Source organism: Curvibacter sp. CHRR-16 (genome assembly GCF_018474005.1).
Classification (GTDB): domain Bacteria; phylum Pseudomonadota; class Gammaproteobacteria; order Burkholderiales; family Burkholderiaceae_C; genus Allorhodoferax.
Window position 1 is genome coordinate 63,541 of the sequence record NZ_JAHCSH010000005.1, and the last position, 19,426, is coordinate 82,966.

Annotated in this window: 20 protein-coding genes; 15 read left to right on the top strand and 5 right to left on the bottom strand. The window is 58.4% G+C overall.

Going from position 1 to position 19,426, the window contains the following annotated elements:
* Positions 1 to 72 precede the first annotated feature (72 nt).
* From KIK84_RS12045 to KIK84_RS12095, 11 genes are all read left to right on the top strand, one after another.
* A complete protein-coding gene (locus tag KIK84_RS12045; protein WP_250207944.1) occupies positions 73 to 1,107 on the top strand; it encodes an ABC transporter substrate-binding protein in 1,035 nt (344 codons plus the stop codon).
* 334 nt (positions 1,108 to 1,441) lie between these two features.
* Complete coding sequence (locus tag KIK84_RS12050) at positions 1,442 to 2,563, top strand: ABC transporter substrate-binding protein (RefSeq protein WP_214123354.1); 1,122 nt, start codon at positions 1,442 to 1,444, stop codon at positions 2,561 to 2,563.
* A gap of 116 nt (positions 2,564 to 2,679) precedes the next feature.
* Complete coding sequence (locus KIK84_RS12055; RefSeq protein WP_214123355.1) at positions 2,680 to 3,225, top strand: GbsR/MarR family transcriptional regulator; 546 nt, start codon at positions 2,680 to 2,682, stop codon at positions 3,223 to 3,225.
* Positions 3,226 to 3,292: 67 nt separating this feature from the next.
* Positions 3,293 to 4,174, top strand: coding sequence for an NAD-dependent epimerase/dehydratase family protein (locus tag KIK84_RS12060; RefSeq protein ID WP_214123356.1), 882 nt, complete (start codon positions 3,293 to 3,295; stop codon positions 4,172 to 4,174).
* Positions 4,171 to 4,533, top strand: a complete 363-nt coding sequence (locus KIK84_RS12065; RefSeq protein WP_214123357.1) for a DoxX-like family protein — start codon at positions 4,171 to 4,173, stop codon at positions 4,531 to 4,533. Before KIK84_RS12060 ends, KIK84_RS12065 begins: the two co-directional genes overlap by 4 nt.
* Positions 4,530 to 5,006: a DUF2269 family protein gene (locus KIK84_RS12070; RefSeq protein WP_214123358.1), complete on the top strand. Its 477-nt coding sequence runs from the start codon at positions 4,530 to 4,532 to the stop codon at positions 5,004 to 5,006. Before KIK84_RS12065 ends, KIK84_RS12070 begins: the two co-directional genes overlap by 4 nt.
* A gap of 6 nt (positions 5,007 to 5,012) precedes the next feature.
* Entirely contained in the window at positions 5,013 to 5,819 is an 807-nt protein-coding gene (locus tag KIK84_RS12075) for a sulfurtransferase (RefSeq protein WP_250207945.1), read from the top strand.
* A gap of 2 nt (positions 5,820 to 5,821) precedes the next feature.
* Positions 5,822 to 7,465, top strand: a complete 1,644-nt coding sequence (locus tag KIK84_RS12080; protein ID WP_214123360.1) for a hypothetical protein — start codon at positions 5,822 to 5,824, stop codon at positions 7,463 to 7,465.
* A gap of 23 nt (positions 7,466 to 7,488) precedes the next feature.
* The gene (locus KIK84_RS12085) at positions 7,489 to 8,067 is read left to right on the top strand and encodes an HD domain-containing protein (RefSeq protein ID WP_214123361.1); all 579 of its coding nucleotides are present in this window, start codon (positions 7,489 to 7,491) and stop codon (positions 8,065 to 8,067) included.
* Between the two features lie 110 nt (positions 8,068 to 8,177).
* Positions 8,178 to 9,161, top strand: a complete 984-nt coding sequence (locus KIK84_RS12090; RefSeq protein WP_214123362.1) for an aldo/keto reductase — start codon at positions 8,178 to 8,180, stop codon at positions 9,159 to 9,161.
* A 38-nt stretch (positions 9,162 to 9,199) separates the two neighbouring features.
* Positions 9,200 to 10,903 carry an amidohydrolase gene (locus tag KIK84_RS12095; protein ID WP_214123363.1) on the top strand — a complete coding sequence of 568 codons (1,704 nt, stop codon included), beginning with the start codon at positions 9,200 to 9,202 and terminating at the stop codon, positions 10,901 to 10,903.
* Between the two features lie 72 nt (positions 10,904 to 10,975).
* Here the strand turns inward: KIK84_RS12095 and KIK84_RS12100 are convergent, their stop codons facing one another.
* Positions 10,976 to 11,791: a sulfite exporter TauE/SafE family protein gene (locus KIK84_RS12100; protein ID WP_214123364.1), complete on the bottom strand. Its 816-nt coding sequence runs from the start codon at positions 11,789 to 11,791 to the stop codon at positions 10,976 to 10,978.
* 109 nt (positions 11,792 to 11,900) lie between these two features.
* Between KIK84_RS12100 and KIK84_RS12105 the strand changes: the two genes are divergently transcribed.
* A complete protein-coding gene (locus KIK84_RS12105) occupies positions 11,901 to 12,668 on the top strand; it encodes an SDR family NAD(P)-dependent oxidoreductase (RefSeq protein WP_214123365.1) in 768 nt (255 codons plus the stop codon).
* A gap of 20 nt (positions 12,669 to 12,688) precedes the next feature.
* Here the strand turns inward: KIK84_RS12105 and KIK84_RS12110 are convergent, their stop codons facing one another.
* From KIK84_RS12110 to KIK84_RS12125, 4 genes are read right to left on the bottom strand one after another with little or no spacing between them, the layout of a single operon-like run.
* On the bottom strand, positions 12,689 to 13,621 hold the full coding sequence (locus KIK84_RS12110; protein WP_214123366.1) for an L-lactate dehydrogenase: 933 nt from the start codon (positions 13,619 to 13,621) through the stop codon (positions 12,689 to 12,691).
* A gap of 51 nt (positions 13,622 to 13,672) precedes the next feature.
* Positions 13,673 to 14,506: a LytR/AlgR family response regulator transcription factor gene (locus KIK84_RS12115; RefSeq protein ID WP_214123367.1), complete on the bottom strand. Its 834-nt coding sequence runs from the start codon at positions 14,504 to 14,506 to the stop codon at positions 13,673 to 13,675.
* 10 nt (positions 14,507 to 14,516) lie between these two features.
* Entirely contained in the window at positions 14,517 to 15,578 is a 1,062-nt protein-coding gene (locus tag KIK84_RS12120) for a sensor histidine kinase (RefSeq protein WP_214123368.1), read from the bottom strand.
* A gap of 30 nt (positions 15,579 to 15,608) precedes the next feature.
* Positions 15,609 to 16,022 carry a DUF2306 domain-containing protein gene (locus tag KIK84_RS12125; RefSeq protein ID WP_214123369.1) on the bottom strand — a complete coding sequence of 138 codons (414 nt, stop codon included), beginning with the start codon at positions 16,020 to 16,022 and terminating at the stop codon, positions 15,609 to 15,611.
* 221 nt (positions 16,023 to 16,243) lie between these two features.
* On the opposite strand from KIK84_RS12125, the gene KIK84_RS12130 reads away from it, so the two are divergent.
* From KIK84_RS12130 to KIK84_RS12140, 3 genes are all read left to right on the top strand, one after another.
* Positions 16,244 to 17,089 carry a phosphate/phosphite/phosphonate ABC transporter substrate-binding protein gene (locus tag KIK84_RS12130; protein WP_214123370.1) on the top strand — a complete coding sequence of 282 codons (846 nt, stop codon included), beginning with the start codon at positions 16,244 to 16,246 and terminating at the stop codon, positions 17,087 to 17,089.
* 12 nt (positions 17,090 to 17,101) lie between these two features.
* Entirely contained in the window at positions 17,102 to 18,898 is a 1,797-nt protein-coding gene (locus KIK84_RS12135) for a sensor histidine kinase (RefSeq protein ID WP_214123371.1), read from the top strand.
* A gap of 62 nt (positions 18,899 to 18,960) precedes the next feature.
* Positions 18,961 to 19,422 carry a hypothetical protein gene (locus KIK84_RS12140; protein WP_214123372.1) on the top strand — a complete coding sequence of 154 codons (462 nt, stop codon included), beginning with the start codon at positions 18,961 to 18,963 and terminating at the stop codon, positions 19,420 to 19,422.
* Positions 19,423 to 19,426 lie beyond the last annotated feature (4 nt).

The following is a 19,426-nucleotide window of genomic DNA, read 5'->3' on the forward strand; positions in this document are numbered from 1 at the left end:
GCATCAAGTCAGCGACGACAGCTCTTGCAAGCTGCGCTTGCAGCACCTTTGGTGCTTGGGGCTGGACGCTCTATGGCAGCCACGCAAGATGTCATGGAAATGGAGTCCGAGGCGATGCGCCAGCTACATGCAGCAGCGCTGGCCGAGGGCGGAAAACTGGTGATTTACGCAGGTGGCGATACCCCGGTTCAGCAAGATGCGGTGAAGGCTGCTTTCCAGAAGCAGTTTTCGGGAATCGACATCCAGATCGTGGTCGATTACAGCAAGTTCCACGATGTGCGTTTGGATAACCAGTTTGCCAATAATGCCGTGGTGCCGGATGTCATCCAACTGCAAACCTTGCAAAACTTTCCGCGTTGGAAGCGTTTGGGGCGTTTGCAGGCCTTCAAGCCGACTGGTTTTGAGCACATCCACACGGGTTTCAAGGATGCCGATGGTGCTTGGATGGCGATCGGTGTGATCGCCTTTAGCTGCATGTATGACAGCAGCGTGGTGGGTGTTCCACCGACCAATCCGCAAGCGCTGGTCGATCCGGTGTGGCGTGGCAAGATCGCTTCATCCTATCCGCATGACGATGACGCTGTGTTGTTTCTTTTCAAGCGTTATGCCGAGACCTATGGCTGGGATTGGATTCGCCGATTTGCAGCACAAGAGCCTGCTTTTGCGCGGGGGTCGCATACGCCTCGCTTGGCTCTCACGCAGCAGCAGAAACAGATCGGTGTAGGGGGATCGGGATCTCTGCTTGATCAGAGTGGCAAGATTCGCTGGTTTTTTGCAGAAGGACATCCCTTCTTGGCTTGGGGGCAGCGTGCCGCTATTGTCAAAGGTGCACGCAATCTTAGTGCGGCCAAGCTCTATATGAGCTGGCAGACTTCGCGTGCACGTCAGCAGGTCGCGGCCAATGGTTGGTCTATCCGTACCGATACGCGTACTCCCGATGGTTTGCGTCCAGTTTGGGAATACGCCAACGCCAATCTGCCCGAATTCGTGAGCTTTATGGACGATCGTGCCGAAGCCGAGCGTTGGAGGCAAACTTTTGCGGTGTACTTTGGGGAGGTCAAGGGTGATGCCTCACCTGGCTGGCTGGGGTTGCGTCCAGGCGCGTGATTCTGTCCTGTCCAAGATGCCAAGCATGTCCCTTGGCGCAAACGGCGAGTGACGTGGCGCATCTTGCAACCTAGGATGCGCCTATGCGGTCCACTGTGAGCGCATTCTCGCGACTGACAACGATGTAATGGCTAGTAACTGTCGTGTGCGTGTGAGAGCTTGTCGTTATTTTGACAACTGCCTCATGAGGCTGGTCAATCGAGCAGACGGCGTTACCAATACAGGGTTTTCCTGCTGAACGAATAGATGCATCTGTCTGGTGAGGTGCTGTAAATTTCCTGTAAGGGAGTCTTCGCTGTTTAAGCGCCACTGTTTCGCTAGAAAAGGGGTATCTATGCGCAAGATAAACGTTGTGTTGGGTGCGGCACTCGCTTTCGGGGGGCTCAGTCTTTCGGTTTGGGCACAAGAAATTGTCATTGGACAATCCGTCCCTTTAAGCGGCAGCAATGCCGATATCGGGCGCGACATGCGTGATGGTGCTCTTGCCATCTTCAACCGGGCCAATGCCAGCAACCAGTTGGGTGGACGCAAGATCAAGTTGGTGACGCTGGACAATGCCAACAACCGCCAACGAGCGGCTGAGAATTCTCAGCAATTGATCACCCAGAACGGTGCCCACGTGCTTTTTGGCTATAACTCGGCCACCACCAGCATCGATGCGCTGTCTCAAGTCGTACACAACAACATGTTGTTTTTTGCGCCCTTTAGTGGATCGCCCAGCCTGCGTAGTCATCCGAATATCTATAGCGTGCGAGCCTCTTACCGTGACGAGGTCGCGAAGATCATGGAAAACAAGCGGTCTGTGGGGGCCAACAAAGCGGTGGTGTTGTATTACGACGATGACGTTGGCCAGAGCAACTATGACGCCGTTGCCTCAGTGTTTGTAGAGGCGGGCGTGAGTAAACCCAAGGGCGTGGCAGTTAAGCGAGGGGCACCTATAACCGAGGCGCAAGTGGCTGCTCTGACCCAAGACCAACCCCACTATGTCTTGGCAACGACACAGTTCAATGTTGTTGGTGAATACCTGAAAATATCGACGGACAAGGGGATACCTATACCGGTAGCAGCCCTCTCGTTCGTGAATCCGGATGAACTGGTGGAGTCGGTTGGCAACTTGGCCCGTGGTACTGTGGTTTCGCAAGTGATGCCTTCACCGCGTGCGGCCAATCAAATATCGGTGCCTATCATCAAAGAATGCGCTGAGGCCCTTGCTGCATTAAATGGTGCCAAGTTGAACTACACCAACTTGGAATCGTGCATTGCTGCCAAGGCCTTGGTCGCCATCCTGCGCAAGGCGGGTAACAATCTGACGCGAGAGGGGATTCTCAAGGCCACGCCCACAGTCGGGCGTATTGACCTCGGTGGCTTTGTGCTGAACTACGGGCCTGGACAGCAAAGTGGCAGTACTTGGGTGGATCTGACCATCCTGTCGCGAGGCAGTCGCTTCGTCCAATAACTGATCCCCATTTGCGCTCGAAGTAAGCATGTGGCTTCAGCGCAAATGAGATGCAGAGTAGAAAATTCATAAATTTCTTTATTGACAGAAATTTCTGATGAAATACACTTCATGCCATGGAACTCACCGACATTGCCCGCCGTTTCGTCATTCACTGGGGAGAAATGGGCTCCGCTTGGGGGGTCAATCGCACCGTTTCGCAAATTCATGCCTTGCTCTTCTTTCATGGCCGCCCCATGCATGCCGAAGAAATTGGCGACACCTTGGGCGTGGCGCGCTCCAACGTTAGCACCAGCATCAAAGAGCTGCTGAACTGGAACCTCATCCGTGTTGCCCATGTGCTGGGTGATCGGCGCGACTATTTTGAAACATCGACTGATGTGTGGGAGCTTTTTCGAACCGTCATCCGCGAGCGCAAAGAGCGCGAATTCGACCCCACGGTGCGCATGCTGCGGGACTTGGTTGCAAACGAGAAATTCGAGAAAGAGCCCTCGGATACCCAAGATCGCGTACGTGAAACGCTGCACCTCATGGATTCGCTGGGCAGTTGGGCCGATGAAATGCTGCGCCTGTCGCCGTCCACTCTAGAAAAAGTGTTGCGCATGGGAGCCAGCGTGCAAAAATTTGTGCGTGGAAACGACAGCGGTGGGAGCAAAAGCTAAAGCCCTGCATGGGCTTTTTTTTGACGGAATATTTCTGTTTTTACTGAAATTTCAAAAGGAGATCGTCATGAACATCCTAGTCTGCGGTGCTGAAGGCTTTATTGGACGACACATCAGCGCAGCACTGCGCCAGCAAGGGCATACCGTCTTGCGCGGGATGCGTCGTGGCGGTGACATTGCGATGGACTACACGCATGATGTGCAAGCCACTGTGTGGAGGGATCGCTTGCAAGGCGTCGACGCCGTCGTGAACGCGGTGGGCATCTTGCGCAACAGTCGCCGTACCCCCATGACTGCCATCCACACTGATTCGCCCCGTGCTTTGTTTGAAGCCTGTGCTGTGGCCGGTGTGCGACGCATCGTGCAAGTATCGGCCTTGGGGGTAGATGGCAACCCCACGCTGTATGCCAGCAGCAAACGTGCAGCCGATGAAAGCCTTCTCGCGCTCAACGCAGCGGGCCAAACCGACGGCGTGATCCTGCGACCCAGCATCGTCTTTGGCCTCGGCGGTGCCAGCAGTGAGTTGTTTCTCAAACTGGCCCAAATGGCTTTCCTCATACTGCCCGGAGCAGCCTTGCGGACCAAAGTGCAACCCGTGCATGTACATGATCTCGCCCAGGTAGTCAGCACACTGTTGAGCGCACCGCCCGGCAAGCAGGACACCTTGGCCTGTGTCGGGCCACGTGCATGCACCCTGGCCGAGTTCATCGCCGAGCTGCGCCAGCAAATGACCTTGGCACCGGCACGCGTGTGGCCCTTGCCGGATCGACTTTCACGATGGAGCGCTCGCATGGGTGACCTCATTCCTCTAACACCCTGGGGCACCGAAACCTTGACCCTGCTCCAGCAAGACAACACAGCACCTGCGCAAGCATTTCATCAGTTGCTAGGGCATGCGGCACTCTCGCCTGAATTCTTTCTCACCCCTAGTCAGGAGCTCGCCACATGAGCCGCCATATCCGTGATTTGCTGCGTTGGAGTCTGGTCATAGTTTGGCTCGGTACTGCCTGGGTGAGCTGGATCGAACGCGACGGCATTGGGCGTGACCTGCTGGTGCAGGCCAACATAGCCGAAGTCTGGATAGCTCCAGCGATTTTGGCGGGCATCGCCGTCGATCTGGCGCTAGGTGTGCTGCTGTTGCTACGGCCTCGACGCTGGGTTTACGCTGCGGCCATGGTGATGATGCTCGTCATGACGGCGATTGCTACGATCCTGCAGCCATCGCTATGGCTGCATCCGCTGGGACCGCTGCTTAAAAACATTCCTCTCGCTGCCCTGTTGTGGGCGCTCATGAAGGAGCCGACATGAACAGTTACCTCATCGTCAAATGGCTGCACATCGTCTCCAGCGTCCTACTGGCCGGCACCGGATTTGGTTCGGCGTTTTATCTCTTCTTCGCCAACCGCAGCAAAAGCTTAGAAGCCCAGGTCATTGTGGGGCGCTTGGTCGTGCGGGCTGACTGGTGGTTCACCACACCCACGGTCATCCTTCAGCCCATCACGGGTGTAGTTCTGGCGCATTGGGCAGGCTTTGGTCTCGCAACGCCATGGCTCGTGCTATCGCTGGCTCTGTATGCGTTGGCAGGCTTGTGTTGGCTGCCTGTGGTCTGGTTGCAATTGCAGATGGTGAAGATGGCCGAGCAAGCATTGCACGAACAGACTGCGCTACCCGCACGCTACTGGCTCTATGCTAAGTGGTGGGAACGCCTCGGTTATCCCGCATTCGTCGCCATGGTGGTCGTGTTTTACCTCATGGTGAACAAGCCACCACTGTGGAGTTAAGCGAAAATGCGACCCGTGCAAAATATTCTCAATATCTCCGCTTACAAATTTGTCCCTATCCCTGACGCTGCCGATCTGCGTGATCTGCTGCAAGCCAAGGCGACAGAACTGGAACTCAAGGGCTCTATCCTCGTCGCTGAGGAAGGGCTCAATCTTTTTGTGGCTGGCCCTGAGGCGGCTGTGCGCGACTTTGTGGCAGTGCTGCATGCCGATAGCCGCTTTGCGGACTTAGAGCCCAAAGAAAGTTGGTCTGAGCGACAGCCGTTTCGCAAGATGCTGGTCAAAGTCAAGCGCGAAATCATCCGCATGAACCACCCGGCCATTCGTCCCGCCGAAGGCCGTGCACCAGCGGTGCCACCTGCCACTGTCAAACGCTGGCTCGACCAAGGGCACGACGATGAGGGCCGTCCCGTGGTGACGCTGGATACGCGCAACGCCTTTGAAGTGGACTACGGCACGTTCGAAGGGGCGATTGACTGGCGCATTACCAAGTTCTCGGAGTTTCCTGACGCGCTGCAAGCGCACAAGGCAGACCTAGAAGGCAAAACGGTGGTGAGCTTTTGCACGGGTGGCATTCGCTGTGAAAAAGCGGCCATTTACATGCAAGACGCAGGGCTGGATCACGTCTACCAACTGGAAGGCGGCATCCTCAAATACTTTGAGGAAACCGGTGGTGCCCACTACAAGGGCGATTGTTTTGTGTTCGATGGACGCGAGGCCTTGGCCCCAGACCTGACCGCCCGCAGCAACGGCAACAGCGCCCGTGCTGCTGAAGACAAGCACTTGGCCAACAAGTTGCGCAAGTCGCAATGAGTATGGTGCTCGATTACTTGTGTGGCTATGCCGATAGGATACTGAGCCAATACCGCGATCCCTACCATGGGACCCCTCTTTTTTTCGATGGGGCTGATAGCTTTAGTGGCCGACCTGTCACTTGGAAAAATGTCGATGGCACGGATTGGGAGCCATCCAATTTGGCGTCGCAGCAAAACTTGTTTCGGCTGTTGAGCGCACTGTCGGCGCTGACGGGCAACGGGGATTACAAGAACGCGGCCCAAGCGGCCCTGCGCTGGCATTTCGACCATGCAGACAGCAGCGGCTTGCTGCGCTGGGGCGGGCATTCTTTCATCGATCTCAAGACGCTGCAGCCAGCAGGGCCTGAAAACAAAAACATGGTGCACGAGCTCAAGCACCATTACCCGTTTTATGAGCTGATGTACGAGACCGATGCCAAGGCGACGTCCAAGCTCATCAAAGCGATTTGGAACAGCCATATCTTCAATTGGGATACGGTAGAGCTATCGCGCCACGGCGACTACGGCAAACCCACGGTGGAGCAGGGCTTTTGGGATCAACCGCGCCGTGAGGATTTAGAGGTGCTGCGCGAGGCCAAAGGCCTGTCGTTTGTGAATGTGGGCAACGACTTGATCTACGCCGCTTGCCAAGCGTATTTGGCCGAACACGATCAAGGGGCGCTCAACTGGGCCGAGTTCATGTCTTGGCAGTACGTGCGCAGCCGTTACCCGCACACTGGGTTGGGCTGCTACCAGTTCAACCGCCCCACCAAGCGGGAAGAGCCGCCTACCGACGAAAACGACCCACAGTACACCTTCTCTTACTACGGCGACAGGGCGCAGCGCCAGTTTGGGCCCGAATACGGCGCTGTGGCCATGGAAGCATGGGTGCTGTTCAAGATGGATGAAGAAGCGCTCAACGGCCCCCAAGGTATTTATGGCGATGCCTCGCTGGCGCAAGTCTCCATGGCGCGCCAGCTAGGTGAGTGTGGCCGCAAGCTGATGGATTGGACGGTGTCGGGCCTAGAGGCCTATGCGCGCTACGCCTACGACCCGCAGACCAACGAGATCAAGCCCATGTTTGCCGATGGCAAGGATCTGACTGGGCACAAGGTACCGCGCTATGGTTACTACGGCCAAAAGGGCTGGGAATTGCGCCGCGAAAAAATCGCTCCCATCATGCTACTGACCTATGCCACCGCTTGGGCTGCCAGTGGCAAGGCCACGCTGTGGCCCGCGGTGGTAGCCATGGCAGGCCATTTTGGCTTGGGTGACTGGAACGCCGATAACCCAGCTAAGCCGCAGGCCAATCTGGCCACGACTGCCAGTGATGCGGTCACGCTATTTGCCGTGCTGGAGGTGGCCCGTACGACAGGCGCAACGCAGTACCTGGACTTGGCCAAAGCCATAGGCGCCAATATTTTTCGCCAACGTGCCCACCGGGGCTGGTTGGTGCCCAGTAGCCAGCACATGTATTGCCGTTTTGACGATGCCGAGCCGCTGGCGCTGGCTGCGCTGTATGCCGCAGAGCAGGGTAGAGCCGATGCGGTGCCAGCCTTTCGCAGCCAAGGTGGCTACATCCATGGAGATGCCTTGCTGCCCGGCATTGGCAAGAAAAATATCACCGATATCAAGTTCATCTACCCACAGCAGTGCGTGGCTTGAGCGGTACGAGAGCAGGATTGACCATGCAAGCCATCATCGATTTCGTCTTGGAGCTGGACAAGCTCAAAGGGGTGACCCGCAAAACCCGCCCGCTGGGTTTGGATCGCCAAGAAAACTCGGCCGAGCACAGTTGGCAAATTGCGCTCTTGGCATCGTCTTTGGCTCCCTATGCTCCGCAGGCCTTGGACATGAACCGCGTAGTGGCCATGCTGCTGGTGCACGACATCGGCGAGATCGACACGGGCGACACCATCGCCTACGCCGAAGAAGGGTGGCAAGAGCGCAAAGCCGCCGAGTTGGCTGCCGTACAGCGCATCTTTGGTCTGCTGCCCTCTGAGCAAGCTGCCCGCTTTTTGGCGTTGTGGCAGGAGTTTGAAGACGCGGCCACCCCGGAAGCCCGTTTTGCCCATGCCGCAGACCGTGCCATGCCGGTCTTGCTCAACCTAGCCAACAGCGGCCAGAGCTGGCGCGAAAACGGCATCAGCTACGAGCGCGTGGTCAAACGCATCCGTCCACCGATTGAGACGGGGTGTCCTGCACTGTGGGCCTATCTCGATGGGCAATTGCGCCATGCCCAAACGCAAGGGTGGTTTGGTGCCTGAACGGTGTATGAATCCCACTTTCATGGGCATGGGTATTGGTCACGCTACTGTCTAGCCACTTTGGTTAAATAGCCTGCAGGACTAAAGAGCAATCACACGAGGAGACACCTATGCAATACCGTCCTTTGGGCCGCACCGGCTGGAATATTTCAACCGTGAGTTTTGGTGCTTGGGCTATTGGCGGCACATGGGGAGCGGTGGACGATGCAGACTCCATGGCTGCGCTGCACCGGGCCTTGGATTTAGGCGTCAATTTCTTTGACACCGCCGATGTGTATGGCGATGGCCGCAGCGAGCGCTTGTTGGCCCGGCTGCGCCAAGAGCGCAGCGAACCGTTTTACGTGGCCACCAAGGCCGGCCGGCGGCTCAGTCCGCATGTGGCCGCCGGTTTTACGCGCGCCAACCTCACGGCGTTTGTGGAGCGCAGCATGCGCAACCTTAATACCGAGGCCATAGACCTGCTGCAACTGCACTGCCCACCGACCGAGGTGTTTTACATGCCCGAAGTGTTTGGTGTACTCGACGACTTGGTACAAGCAGGCAAGCTGCGCCACTACGGCGTGAGTGTGGAAAAGGTGGAAGAAGCGCTCAAGGCAATTGAATACCCCGCTGTGCAAAGCGTGCAAATCATCTACAACCTGTTTCGCCAGCGCCCGGCCGAGTTGCTGTTTGAACAGACGCAAAAACGCGGCGTGGGCATTTTGGCGCGCTTGCCGCTCTCCAGTGGTTTGCTCAGCGGCAAGATGCATGCCCACAGCGCGTTTGCCGCTGATGACCACCGTGCCTTCAACCGCGAGGGGGCGGCGTTTGACAAGGGGGAAACCTTCTCGGGACTGGACTTCGCTGTCGGCTTGCAGGCCGTAGAGGCCATGCGCCCCTTGGTGCCAGCGGGTCAAAGCATGGCGCAAATGGCGCTGCGTTGGATTCAAATGCACCCGGCGGTGACCTGTTCTATACCCGGGGGCAAGAATCCCGCCCAAGTGCAAGACAACGTGGCCGCAGCAGACCTGCCCGCACTGTCCGAGAACACCATGAAGGCGTTGGATGCGATCTACGCTCGCTACGCCAAGCCTTTGGTACACCACTGCTGGTAATGGCAGTGGTTGCCAACGCTCAAGTGTTCGTGCGCAGCATGAAACTTCAGGCTTGTCTGCCGTTGCGGCGCATGATGCTGCTGGCTTGTGCAGGACTGCTTCTTGTGGGGTGCAAAGGCAGCAACCCAGACGTGATTTTTTATGGCGGTCCGGTTTTGACGGTCGATGCCCAAGACCACGTAGCGCAGGCACTGGCCATCCGCGATGGTGTTATCACCGCTGTGGGCAGCTCAGAGGACGTAATGGCCACGCGAGGTGCCGGCACCTTGTTGGTCGATCTCAAGGGCCGCACCCTCATGCCGGGCTTTGTGGCTGCGCATGAGCATCCGTCCATTACTGCCGTTTTTAGTGGTGCGGTTGATCTTTCTGGTTTTCGCTACCGCAGCAATGCGCAGGTGTGGCAGGCTTTGCGGCAAGCGATTGCCGAGCAGCCCAAAGGGGCGTGGATTTATGCTGGTGGGCTTGATGCCATCCTGACGCCAGATTTGAAAATACCCAGCCGCCAAGAGCTTGATGCCATGGCACCCGACAATCCGCTGGTGCTGGTGTCGCAAACCTTGCACTCCTTTTGGGCCAATAGCCGAGCGTTTGCCGAGGCAGGCATCGGCAGGGACTCCCCAGATCCCGGGGCCGGCTCCTATTACGAGCGTGATGCGCAGGGCGATTTGACGGGATTTGTCGCCGAGACCCGTGCTGCAGCGCCTTTGCTCAAGGGACTGAAGTCACCGTGGAAGGTCTACAACCGCTATGTGGATGTGCTCGATGGTTTATTGGCCCGTGGGGTGACTTCAGTGGCGTCACTGGGCTACAACGTGCCGCCAATGCTGGCCAAGGTAGCGGCGTCGCGCCAGCTCAGGCCACGCATTCGGCAGTTTTTCTATTTGGTGGAAGACGAGCTGCAGTATTTGCCGGATATACCCGACACGCAAGACCCGTACTTTCGGGTTCTGGGGCTGAAGTTGTGGCATGACGGCTCGCCCTACACGGGCAGCATGTACACCAGTAAGCCGTATTTAGACAGTCCTTTAGGGCGCACACTGGGGATTCGTGCCGGCAGTCATGGCCAGGCCATGATTGAAGAGGCTGCATTGGTGGAGAAAATTCAACGCTACACCGCAGCAGGGTGGCAGGTGGCCATCCACAGCCAAGGCGATGCGTCCAATGCTGCGGTGCTCCATGCTATAGAGCTGGCAGGTCCCTTGGCGGGAGCGACTCCCTCTGTACGCTTGGAGCATGGTGTATTTTTGCCTGCAGAGCGCATGCAGCAGTTGGCACAGTTGCAGGTAACGCCGTCATTTCACATTCACCACATCAAGTTCTATGGCGATGCCTTGGCGCAGTCTATTGTGGGATTGCAAGCGGCTTGGCAAACATTGCCGGTGCGCAGTGCATTTGACTATGGCGTGCATCCCACCCTGCATGCCGACAGCCCCATGTTCGCCCCCGATGGTTTTGCGCTCATGCAGACGGCCATGAACCGCCGCACAGGCTTGGGGCTGCTGCTCAACCCGCAGCAGGGCATCACCGTGCAGCAGGCGGTGCGGGCAATGACTATTAATGGTGCATGGCAGCTGCGACTAGCCGCGCAGACGGGCTCGCTGGAGGTGGGCAAATGGGCGGATTTGCAAATTGTGGACCGCAATCCCTACGAGAGTTCTGTGGAAACGCTCGACACCATCCGCACACAGGAGGTGTATGTGGGTGGGCGTTTGCAATACCAAGCGATTCATATGGTTCAGTGAATTTTCTGCCCCTGCTTGCACCCTAGTGGCTCCCGATACAAGGCTGAGGATGTTCTCTGCCATGCCATGGGCTTAGTGCACCAGCATCACCGCCAAAACCAGAACCAGCAGGCCGATATAGACCTGTGCGTGCACCCGATCCGGTATGCGGCCAATCCAGGGCGATGCCAGTTTGACCCCGCACAGCGACCCCAGCGTGAGTACCGCAAAAGCCAGCAAGTCCACATAGCCTGCATACCAAGCGCCCAAGGGCGAGGGCAGTAGCAGCCCTGCGGCCATGTAGGAAGCGCAGCCCACCAACCCCACTGGAGTGGTCAGCGGATTGGCAGTGGCCGTTGCGCGGCTCATGCTCAAGCCACGGCGGCGCAGCAGGGGCACCGTCATCACACTGCCACCCACCCCCAAGAACGTGGCGATGGCCCCAATGGCCGTGCCCCCGAAAACGGTTGCCACACGGGGCAAGGAGACAGTGGCGCGGTGCTCGTGCGCGGCCAAGAAACCGCGTCGCAACCAGCAGTCGGCAATGGTGATGCCCAAATACACCACAAAGGCCCAGCGCACGGTGGGCCCAGTGCTATGGGAGGCTAGATACGCCCCCAGCATGGAACCCAGACCAATGAAAGCGGCCAGAGGCCATATCTCGTTACGGCGCAAATTGCCTGCGCGGTAGTGGCGCTGCGTTGCCATGAGTGAGCTCACCACCATCACACTGGTGGAGGTGGCCACCGCGATGTGCATGGCCGCTTGCCCCACTGTGCTCTCGGTGCCATGGCTGATCAGCAGTGCTTGGTACAGCAGCGGCACCACTACAAACCCACCTCCAAAACCAAACAACACGGTGGTGATGCCCGCGATGCACCCAAAAAACGCCAAGGACAGATACAGCATGGCGCTATTGTGACGGCACTGGTGATGGCACTGTGGCATAGGCATTTTTGCTATGGTGCATGGCCTATTGCCTGAATCATTTACCTGAATCACTTTGGAGCTTTTGCATATGCCTGCACCACCTAGGGGTTTGCTACACGATCGTTTGGCCTTGATTACCGGAGCGGCCAGTGGCATTGGCCAAGCCATTGCGCTGGCCTATGCCCAAGCGGGGGCACGGGTGGTCATCACTGACCGTGACGCCAGCGCATGCAGTGACACCTTGGCCCAAGTGCAGGCCCTTGGTGGGCAGGGTTGGGTGTTTGCACTGGATGTGACGGACAACGAGGCGGTGGTGCGTTTGGCGGCACAAGTGCAAGCCCAAGTCGGGGCAGTGAGCATCCTCGTTAACAATGCCGGGGTGATATTGCGCGAGGGACTGGACAGCCCCCAAGCCCATGCCGCTGTACGCCAAGTGATGGATGTGAATGTGCTTGGCGTGTTCAATGTGATGCATGCTTTTTTGCCCGCATTGCGCGCCACTCGGGGCACGGTGGTGAACATCTCTTCGGGGGCTTCTTTTCATGGTCAACCCAATGCGGTGGGCTATTCGGCATCCAAGGCCGCGGTGCGTTTGCTCTCACAGTCCATGGTGGCGGATTTGGCGGCCAGTGGCATCCGCGTCAATGTGATCGCTCCAGGGGTTATTGAGACGCCCATGACCGCCGCAACGCGGGCCAACCCCGAGCGTTTGCAGCGTTTTATGGCCCGCATACCCGCAGGCCGCTTGGGTTTTCCCATGGAAGTGGCGCAAGCGGCGGTGTTTTTGGCCTCCGACATGGCCAGTTACATCAACGGGGTTACCTTGCCAGTGGATGGCGGCTACCTAGCGGTTTGATAGCCGCGTTTGTGTTGTCCCTACAAGGTCACAGCATCGGCACGTTCTTTGAGCAAGGTGGCGCTGCGGTGCAGCGCTGCGTGTTCGTCGTCGCTCAGATCTGGGAACAAATCGCTCAGTACCCCTGCGGCACCCACCACGCGGGGAATGGACAGGGCTACATCGCGTATGCCTGCCACCTCGGGCGTGGCGATAGAGACCGATAGCACATCGCGTTGGTCTTGCACAATGGCTTTGACGATGCGGGCCAAGCCCGCACCAATGCCGTAGTAGGTCGATCCTTTGCCATGGATGATTTTGTACGCAGCATTGCGCACGCCATCATCAATTTGGCTGCGCAAGGTATCGGTCAGTGGTGCGCCAATTTGTGCGGCAAACGAGGTAAGCGGCACCGATCCTGCGCGTGCGCTGGACCACGCCAGTACCTCGCTGTCCCCGTGTTCGCCCAACACATAGGCGTGTACGGATTGCGGCGATATGCCCAAATGGCGGCCAATAAGGCTGCGAAAGCGGGCGGTGTCCAATATGGTGCCCGAACCAATGACCCGCCTAGGATCCAGTCCAGACAAACGGGTGGTGATCTGGGTCATGATGTCTACGGGGTTGGACGCTATCAAGAAAATGGCATCAGGTGCCACTGGCAGCACTTGGGCCAGTACCGCGCGGAATACCGCAGCATTGCGCTCCAGCAGCTCTAGGCGGGTCTCTCCCGGCTTTTGGCTCACCCCTGCGGCCAAGATAACGATACCTGCCCCAGCCAAGTCAGACCATTGGCCCGCGTTCACGACGGTGGAGGACATGAAGGGCACCGCGTGGGCAATGTCCTCGGCTTGTGCGATGGCCAGCGCATGGTTGTGGTCAATGAGCACGATCTCGGTGACCAAACCCATTAGCGCCAAGGCATAGCCCGCTGAACTGCCTACCATGCCCGCACCGACAATTCCGACTTTCATGTGTGTCTCCCTGGTTGCTGTGGCGGCCATTATTCCACCGCCTTAGCCGCCCTACATGGCTTTGAAGCGGTGGGCGTAGAGGCGGCTGACGACCAGTGTGTCGCCGTGTCCGCGCAGGTTCAGAGTCAGGCGGCCTGTGTGGTCGCGGCTGATGGTGTCTATGGCGCTGGCACGCACCACGGTGCCACGGTGGATTTGCCAAAACACCTGCGGATCGAGCTGTGGCAGCAAGTCTTTGAGCGGGGTGCGCAACAGGTATTCACGCTCTGCAGTCAGTACACGCAGGTACTTGTCTGCCGCTTCCAAGTACAGCACGGATTCGATGGGCACCATGTGGATGTGGTTGCCCACGCTGGCCTGCAGCACTTGCAGCGTGGCTTGTGGGGTGGCGGTGCTGGAGGCTTGCTGGGCTTGCAGCAGTCCACACAACTGACTGAGCGTGGTGTTGAGGCTGGCTTGTGGTGTGGTGCTGTCGATCTGCAGTGCTGCTTGTAGCTTGGCTACGGTTTTGCGCAGGCGTTCGGTTTGCACGGGTTTGAGCAGGTAATCCATGGCCTGTGCCTCAAAGGCCTGCACGGCATACTGGTCGTACGCCGTGACAAACACCAAAGCCGGAAAAGGGCGCTCCGGCACATGCGCTGGGGGCCACAGCTCAGCCAGTTCCAGTGCGGCATCAAGCCCACTCATGCCTGGCATGCGGATGTCGAAAAACAGCACCTGCGGCAGCAACTCCAGCGTGGCTTGCACGGCGCATGCGCCATCACCCACAGTGCGTAGCACCTGCAGAGCAGGCCACGCACGGGCCAACTCGGCTTGCAGCGCTTGTGCCAGCAGGGGTTCGTCTTCGGCGATGAGGGCGGTGACTGGTGGCGTGGCGCTGGGCATGGTTGGCACTTCAGTTTTTTATGGGAAATGTGATGCTAACCCTTGTGCCACCTGCTGGAGGCGCTATTAAAACCATAGCACCATGGTGGCCGTAGGTGGTGGCCAATCGTTCGCGCACTTGCTGCAAACCAAAACCTTGGCCTGCAGCGGTGTGCGGTGCCGCTTGCAGTTTGGCCATATCGGCACCCAAGCCAGTGTCGAGTACCTCCAGCGCCAGCATGCCATCGGCAGCCCCAGCGCTGATGCGAATGCTGCCGCCAGCTACCTTGGGTTCTAAGCCATGTTGGATGCTGTTTTCCACCAAAGGCTGCAGCAGCAGGGGTGGCACGGGTTGGGTGCTCAAGGATTCGGGCAAGTCCAATTGGTACTGCAAGCGTGGCCCCATGCGAATGGCCATGAGTTCCAGATAGTCTTGCAAGCGTGCAAATTCATCGGCAAGCGTGTGCTGATGGCCGTCTGTAGAGGCACTGCGTGATGCGGCTAAGGTGGCGCGCAGGTAGGCAATCAGGTGGTCCAGCATGGTTTGGGCGCGAGCCGGGTCCAGCGCGATCAGTGCCCGCAAATTGGCCAGCGTGTTAAACAGCATGTGCGGTTCTAGCTGCGCCTCCAGCAGTTTGAGCTGGGCTTCGCTGGCTTGGCGGCGCGCTGCTTCTAGCTGCTGGCGTTCTGCAGCCCGTTGCTCGCGGCTGACAAAAGCCCAACTGATGACGCCGCTGGCCACCAAACTGATGAACAGCATGCCCATTACGTAGCGCGGTGATGTTTTCCATATGGACAGCGAGTTCGAGCCCAGCAGCGCATCGGTCAGGAAAATGCCGCTGAAGTAGCCCAGCACCACCGCTGCCGGCACTATCCATACCAAGCGGGAGGCATGCGCATGCCAATTGCCCACCCACAGGCAGATGGCGACCTCGATATAAGCCCAAATGCTCAGGCCTATGCAGTGTGAGTACACCAAGTTCTTCACTAGGGTGTGTTGGTCAAACAAGGTAATGCCCATGGCAATGACCGTGTTGAGCAGCAGTACTTTGATGCCACGCTGCACATAGGCGGATGAAAGAAAAGCTGGCATAGGGTTGCCAGTATGCCGCGCCCAGTGCGCTCAGAGCAGGCCCAGCCACTGGCCCCACACCAGCTGACCCAAGTAGCGGTTGGGGAGCAGGGTGAATGCACCAGTGACCACGCATGCGCCGAGATACAAGCCTTGCATGAATCGGCGATGCAGTGCAATGCGGTGGCGGTAGAGCGCCCAGAAGGCCACGCTCAGGCATACCAAGGTAACCGGAACAAAGAGGTGAATCCACGTGTAACCAGCCCAGTTGGGTATGCGGTAGTCACGGATGAATATGGCACTGAGGGCCGTGATCAGCATCAGCGTGACCCACGCATACCCTGCGGCGCGGTGCAAGCGGGTGCGCTGCGTTGGGCCTTTGCGAGCCCAGATGGCCACAGGCCCTATGGCCAGCGCGGCCAGCGCCGCAGTGAGGTGGATGGCAATAACAGGGGTGAGCTGCATGGTCGGGTCTTTCGTAAAGCGATAGCGCCACTGTGCCCAGCGCATCGGCTAAGACCCAGCGCTTTGCGACGAAATGCCGCCAGAGCACCGCCAAATGCTGGGCAATGGCCGCCAGCCGTAGCTGCCGCAGGCCTGCGGGACAGGTAGCAAGTACTAGCAATGCATGCCATACTGGTTCGCAAGTGGCCCCATTGGATATGGCTGTTGGTAGGAGGCATCGCATGCGCAAACTCGCTCGCACCTTGGCTGGCTTTTCCCGTATCTCCTTGCTGCTGGGCTTGCTCAGCAGCGTTGTGGGAGTACAGGCGCAGACCTACACCTTCGCGGTCGTGCCGCAATTCCCGGTAGTGGAAGTGTTTCGCACGTGGCGTCCAGTGCTCGATGCATTGGAGGCCGAAACGGGCCACCAGTTTGAACTGAAAACTTCCGAGACTATTCCCAAGTTTGAAGCCTCGTTCTTGGCAGCAGAGCCTGACTTTGCCTATATGAACCCTTACCACGCCGTCATGGCGCGCCGGGCCGTGGGCTATGTGCCCTTGGTGCGCAGCAAGGAGCCGCTATCGGGCATTTTGGTGGTGCGCAACGATAGCCCTGTGCGCGAGCTGGCAGAACTGCGTGGCAGCACCATTGCTTACCCGGCGCCCAATGCTTTTGGGGCTTCGCTTTACATGCGCGCGCTGCTGGGGGAGCGTTTCAAAATTTCCACCGAAGCGGTCTATGTGCAAACCCATGTGAATGCCTACCGCGCCGTCATTCGCGGTGACAACCCGGCTGCAGGGGGAATTCGCTCGACCTTGGAGCGCGAGCCGGTGGAGGTGCGCGACAAGTTGCGTGTGCTCTATGAGACCCCTGCCACAGCATCGCACCCGGTGGTGGCACACCCGCGTGTGAGTGTTGCCACCCGCACGGCGGTGCGCAATGCCTTATCCAAGTTGGCCAAAACCGAGGCAGGGCGCAAGCTGCTTGAGGGGGTAGCGCTGGACGATTTGGTCGAGGCCGATTACGCGAAAGACTATGCTCCGCTGGAGGCGCTGCGCTTGGAGCGCTTTGTCGTGCAACCCAAGTAAGAGGGCTTGCCTATGCTGCGCACCAAGTCCATGCGCTGGTCACCTGAAAAGGGCCAATGGTCTTTGCTGGCGCAAGTGTCATGGCTGACCATTGCGGTCACTTTGCTGTCCATGCTCTCATATGGCTTGTGGTACGAGTCGCGCATCGCGCACATCAACCGCACTGCCACCGAATCCCAAGCACGCACCTTGGCCACTACGCTGGCCACGGCGGCAGAGCGGGCGGTGATCACCCGCGACAGCGGCGAGTTGGAGGCACTGCTCATCAACATGCGCAACTCACCCCACTTGGTGCAACTGGCGGTGTTCGACCCGCATGGAAAACCCCGTGCCGTGGTGGATGTGGATGGTAACCATGCACCGCGTTTGAACTTTGAGTTGGGGGCCCAAACACCCCCCTCGCAGCCGCAGGTGTTGCAGCTCCTTGTGGGCGATGAAGACACGGGGCGCATTGAGGTGTGGGCTCCTATCCAAGTGGGCAGTTTGGTGGGGTGGACGCGCATCACCCTGGATCGGCAAGGCGAAGCGCAAGCCCGCTCACTGGTGCGCCAGCAAGCAGTCATGTCATCCATGCTGACGGCGGCTTTGACGGTACTGGCCTTGTTCATTTTCTTGCGTACCCGCTTGCGGCCAGTTGCGCAGTGCGCTGCCTTTGCCGATGGCATGGCCAAGAATTTCGGTGCCACTCTGACCGTACCCACCCGCAGCCGTGAGGTGGCGCTGCTGCAAAGCTCGCTCAACTACGCATCGCTGCAGTTGCAGCAGCAGTACCACGACATCGTGGAGCGCAATGAGCGTTTGGATGCCATTTTTGCGCTCAGCAGCGATGGTTTGGTGGTGTTTGCCGCCAATGGCGAGCTGGCCTATGCCAACCCTGCGTTCACCAGCATGGTGAGCATGGCGGTACAACCAGGCCTAACGCGTGCAGCGTTTGATGTCGCCTTGGCCGCGAACTGCGAGCAGCCAGAGCACTACAGCCCTGCCACGGCGAACAATACCGACAAGGTGGTGGAGCTGGCCCTCGTCCGCCCTGTGCGGCGCTTGCTGCGGCGCGAGCACCGGGTCAATGAACGGGGCCAAATGGTGTTGTACTTCCGTGATATCACTGCTGAGGCCGATGTGGCGCGCATGAAGAGCGAATTTTTGACCACTGCCGCGCATGAGTTACGCACCCCCATGGTCAGCGTGTTTGGGTTTGTGGAGCTGCTGCTCAACCGCCAATACCCCGTTGATGCCCAGCGCAGCATGCTGCAAGTCATTCACCGCCAGTCCAAACTGCTCATCAGCATGGTGAACGAACTGCTCGACTTAGCCCGCATCGAGGCCCGGGCAGGCAAGGATTTTGAACTGGCGGTGCAGCCCATCGCCCAGCTCATAGAAGATACCTGCGCTGCCGTGGCCGTGCCCGAAGGCACTCACACCCTGACGGTAGAGCCCTTGCCTGCAGACCTGCTGGTTGAATACGACAGCGCCAAGATGCGCCAAGCGCTGGGCAACGTTTTGTCCAATGCTTTCAAGTATTCGCCCCAAGGCGGCCAAGTGCAGGTGTCGGTGCAGCACAGAAGCACGGCACAGGGGGAGCAAGTTGGTATTGCGGTGCAAGACCACGGCTTGGGCATGACGCCTGAGCAGTGCAGCCATGCGTTTGAACGTTTCTTTCGTGCAGACACGTCCGGCAATATTCCTGGCACCGGGCTGGGCCTGTGCTTGGTCAAAGAAATTGTGGAACTGCACGGCGGGCAGGTGGAATTGCAAAGCACCCTTGGTGTGGGCACCACCGTCACGCTGTGGCTGGCGCGTGCTGTTTAGTGCCCCATAGTTTTATTTGCTGATGGGCTCTGGCATAGTGGGCAGAACAAGGAGTTTTGTCTATGTTGCATTACGTTTTACATGCTGGATCTGTGCCTTGGCAAGATCAGTTGCTGTATGCCGCGCTTTTTATTGCTGCCGTGGTGTTGATTTTTTTGGGCTTTTGGTGGCGCAAGCGCGCATTGCGCCCTAAGCGTGGCGACTTTGCCGCCATGGTGGCACAGAACAACATCGCGCAGGCTGCGGCAGGGCAAGAGCCAAGCGCGGTGGCCGATGCAGTAGAAGCGTTTGAGCAAACGCGCGACACCATGAATACCGTGAAGTCGGGCATTGAGCGAACGCTGTCCCTGCTGTGGGCGTTTTTGGCAGGTTTGCTGTGTCTGATCAGCACGCTGGCTGTAGTTTTTGGCTTGCGCGGCTTCCCCCATATCGACTGGGGGGTAGAAGGCTTTTTTGCCGTGGTGATGGTAGTGTGCGCGTGGTTTACCCGTGCCAGCTGGCGCGATTTTCGCGGGCAGCACTAGCTCG

Coding starts and splice junctions, on each gene's coding strand:
- KIK84_RS12045 (WP_250207944.1), top strand. CDS start 73: ATGGCAGCCACGCAAGATGTCATGGAAATGGAGTCCGAGGCGATGCGC.
- KIK84_RS12055 (WP_214123355.1), top strand. CDS start 2,680: ATGGAACTCACCGACATTGCCCGCCGTTTCGTCATTCACTGGGGAGAA.
- KIK84_RS12125 (WP_214123369.1), bottom strand. CDS start 16,022: ATGCAGCTCACCCCTGTTATTGCCATCCACCTCACTGCGGCGCTGGCC.
- KIK84_RS12140 (WP_214123372.1), top strand. CDS start 18,961: ATGTTGCATTACGTTTTACATGCTGGATCTGTGCCTTGGCAAGATCAG.
- KIK84_RS12075 (WP_250207945.1), top strand. CDS start 5,013: ATGCGACCCGTGCAAAATATTCTCAATATCTCCGCTTACAAATTTGTC.
- KIK84_RS12100 (WP_214123364.1), bottom strand. CDS start 11,791: ATGCTGTATCTGTCCTTGGCGTTTTTTGGGTGCATCGCGGGCATCACC.
- KIK84_RS12060 (WP_214123356.1), top strand. CDS start 3,293: ATGAACATCCTAGTCTGCGGTGCTGAAGGCTTTATTGGACGACACATC.
- KIK84_RS12130 (WP_214123370.1), top strand. CDS start 16,244: ATGCGCAAACTCGCTCGCACCTTGGCTGGCTTTTCCCGTATCTCCTTG.
- KIK84_RS12050 (WP_214123354.1), top strand. CDS start 1,442: ATGCGCAAGATAAACGTTGTGTTGGGTGCGGCACTCGCTTTCGGGGGG.
- KIK84_RS12095 (WP_214123363.1), top strand. CDS start 9,200: ATGAAACTTCAGGCTTGTCTGCCGTTGCGGCGCATGATGCTGCTGGCT.
- KIK84_RS12070 (WP_214123358.1), top strand. CDS start 4,530: ATGAACAGTTACCTCATCGTCAAATGGCTGCACATCGTCTCCAGCGTC.
- KIK84_RS12085 (WP_214123361.1), top strand. CDS start 7,489: ATGCAAGCCATCATCGATTTCGTCTTGGAGCTGGACAAGCTCAAAGGG.
- KIK84_RS12120 (WP_214123368.1), bottom strand. CDS start 15,578: ATGCCAGCTTTTCTTTCATCCGCCTATGTGCAGCGTGGCATCAAAGTA.
- KIK84_RS12090 (WP_214123362.1), top strand. CDS start 8,178: ATGCAATACCGTCCTTTGGGCCGCACCGGCTGGAATATTTCAACCGTG.
- KIK84_RS12115 (WP_214123367.1), bottom strand. CDS start 14,506: ATGCCCAGCGCCACGCCACCAGTCACCGCCCTCATCGCCGAAGACGAA.
- KIK84_RS12080 (WP_214123360.1), top strand. CDS start 5,822: ATGGTGCTCGATTACTTGTGTGGCTATGCCGATAGGATACTGAGCCAA.
- KIK84_RS12135 (WP_214123371.1), top strand. CDS start 17,102: ATGCTGCGCACCAAGTCCATGCGCTGGTCACCTGAAAAGGGCCAATGG.
- KIK84_RS12105 (WP_214123365.1), top strand. CDS start 11,901: ATGCCTGCACCACCTAGGGGTTTGCTACACGATCGTTTGGCCTTGATT.
- KIK84_RS12065 (WP_214123357.1), top strand. CDS start 4,171: ATGAGCCGCCATATCCGTGATTTGCTGCGTTGGAGTCTGGTCATAGTT.
- KIK84_RS12110 (WP_214123366.1), bottom strand. CDS start 13,621: ATGAAAGTCGGAATTGTCGGTGCGGGCATGGTAGGCAGTTCAGCGGGC.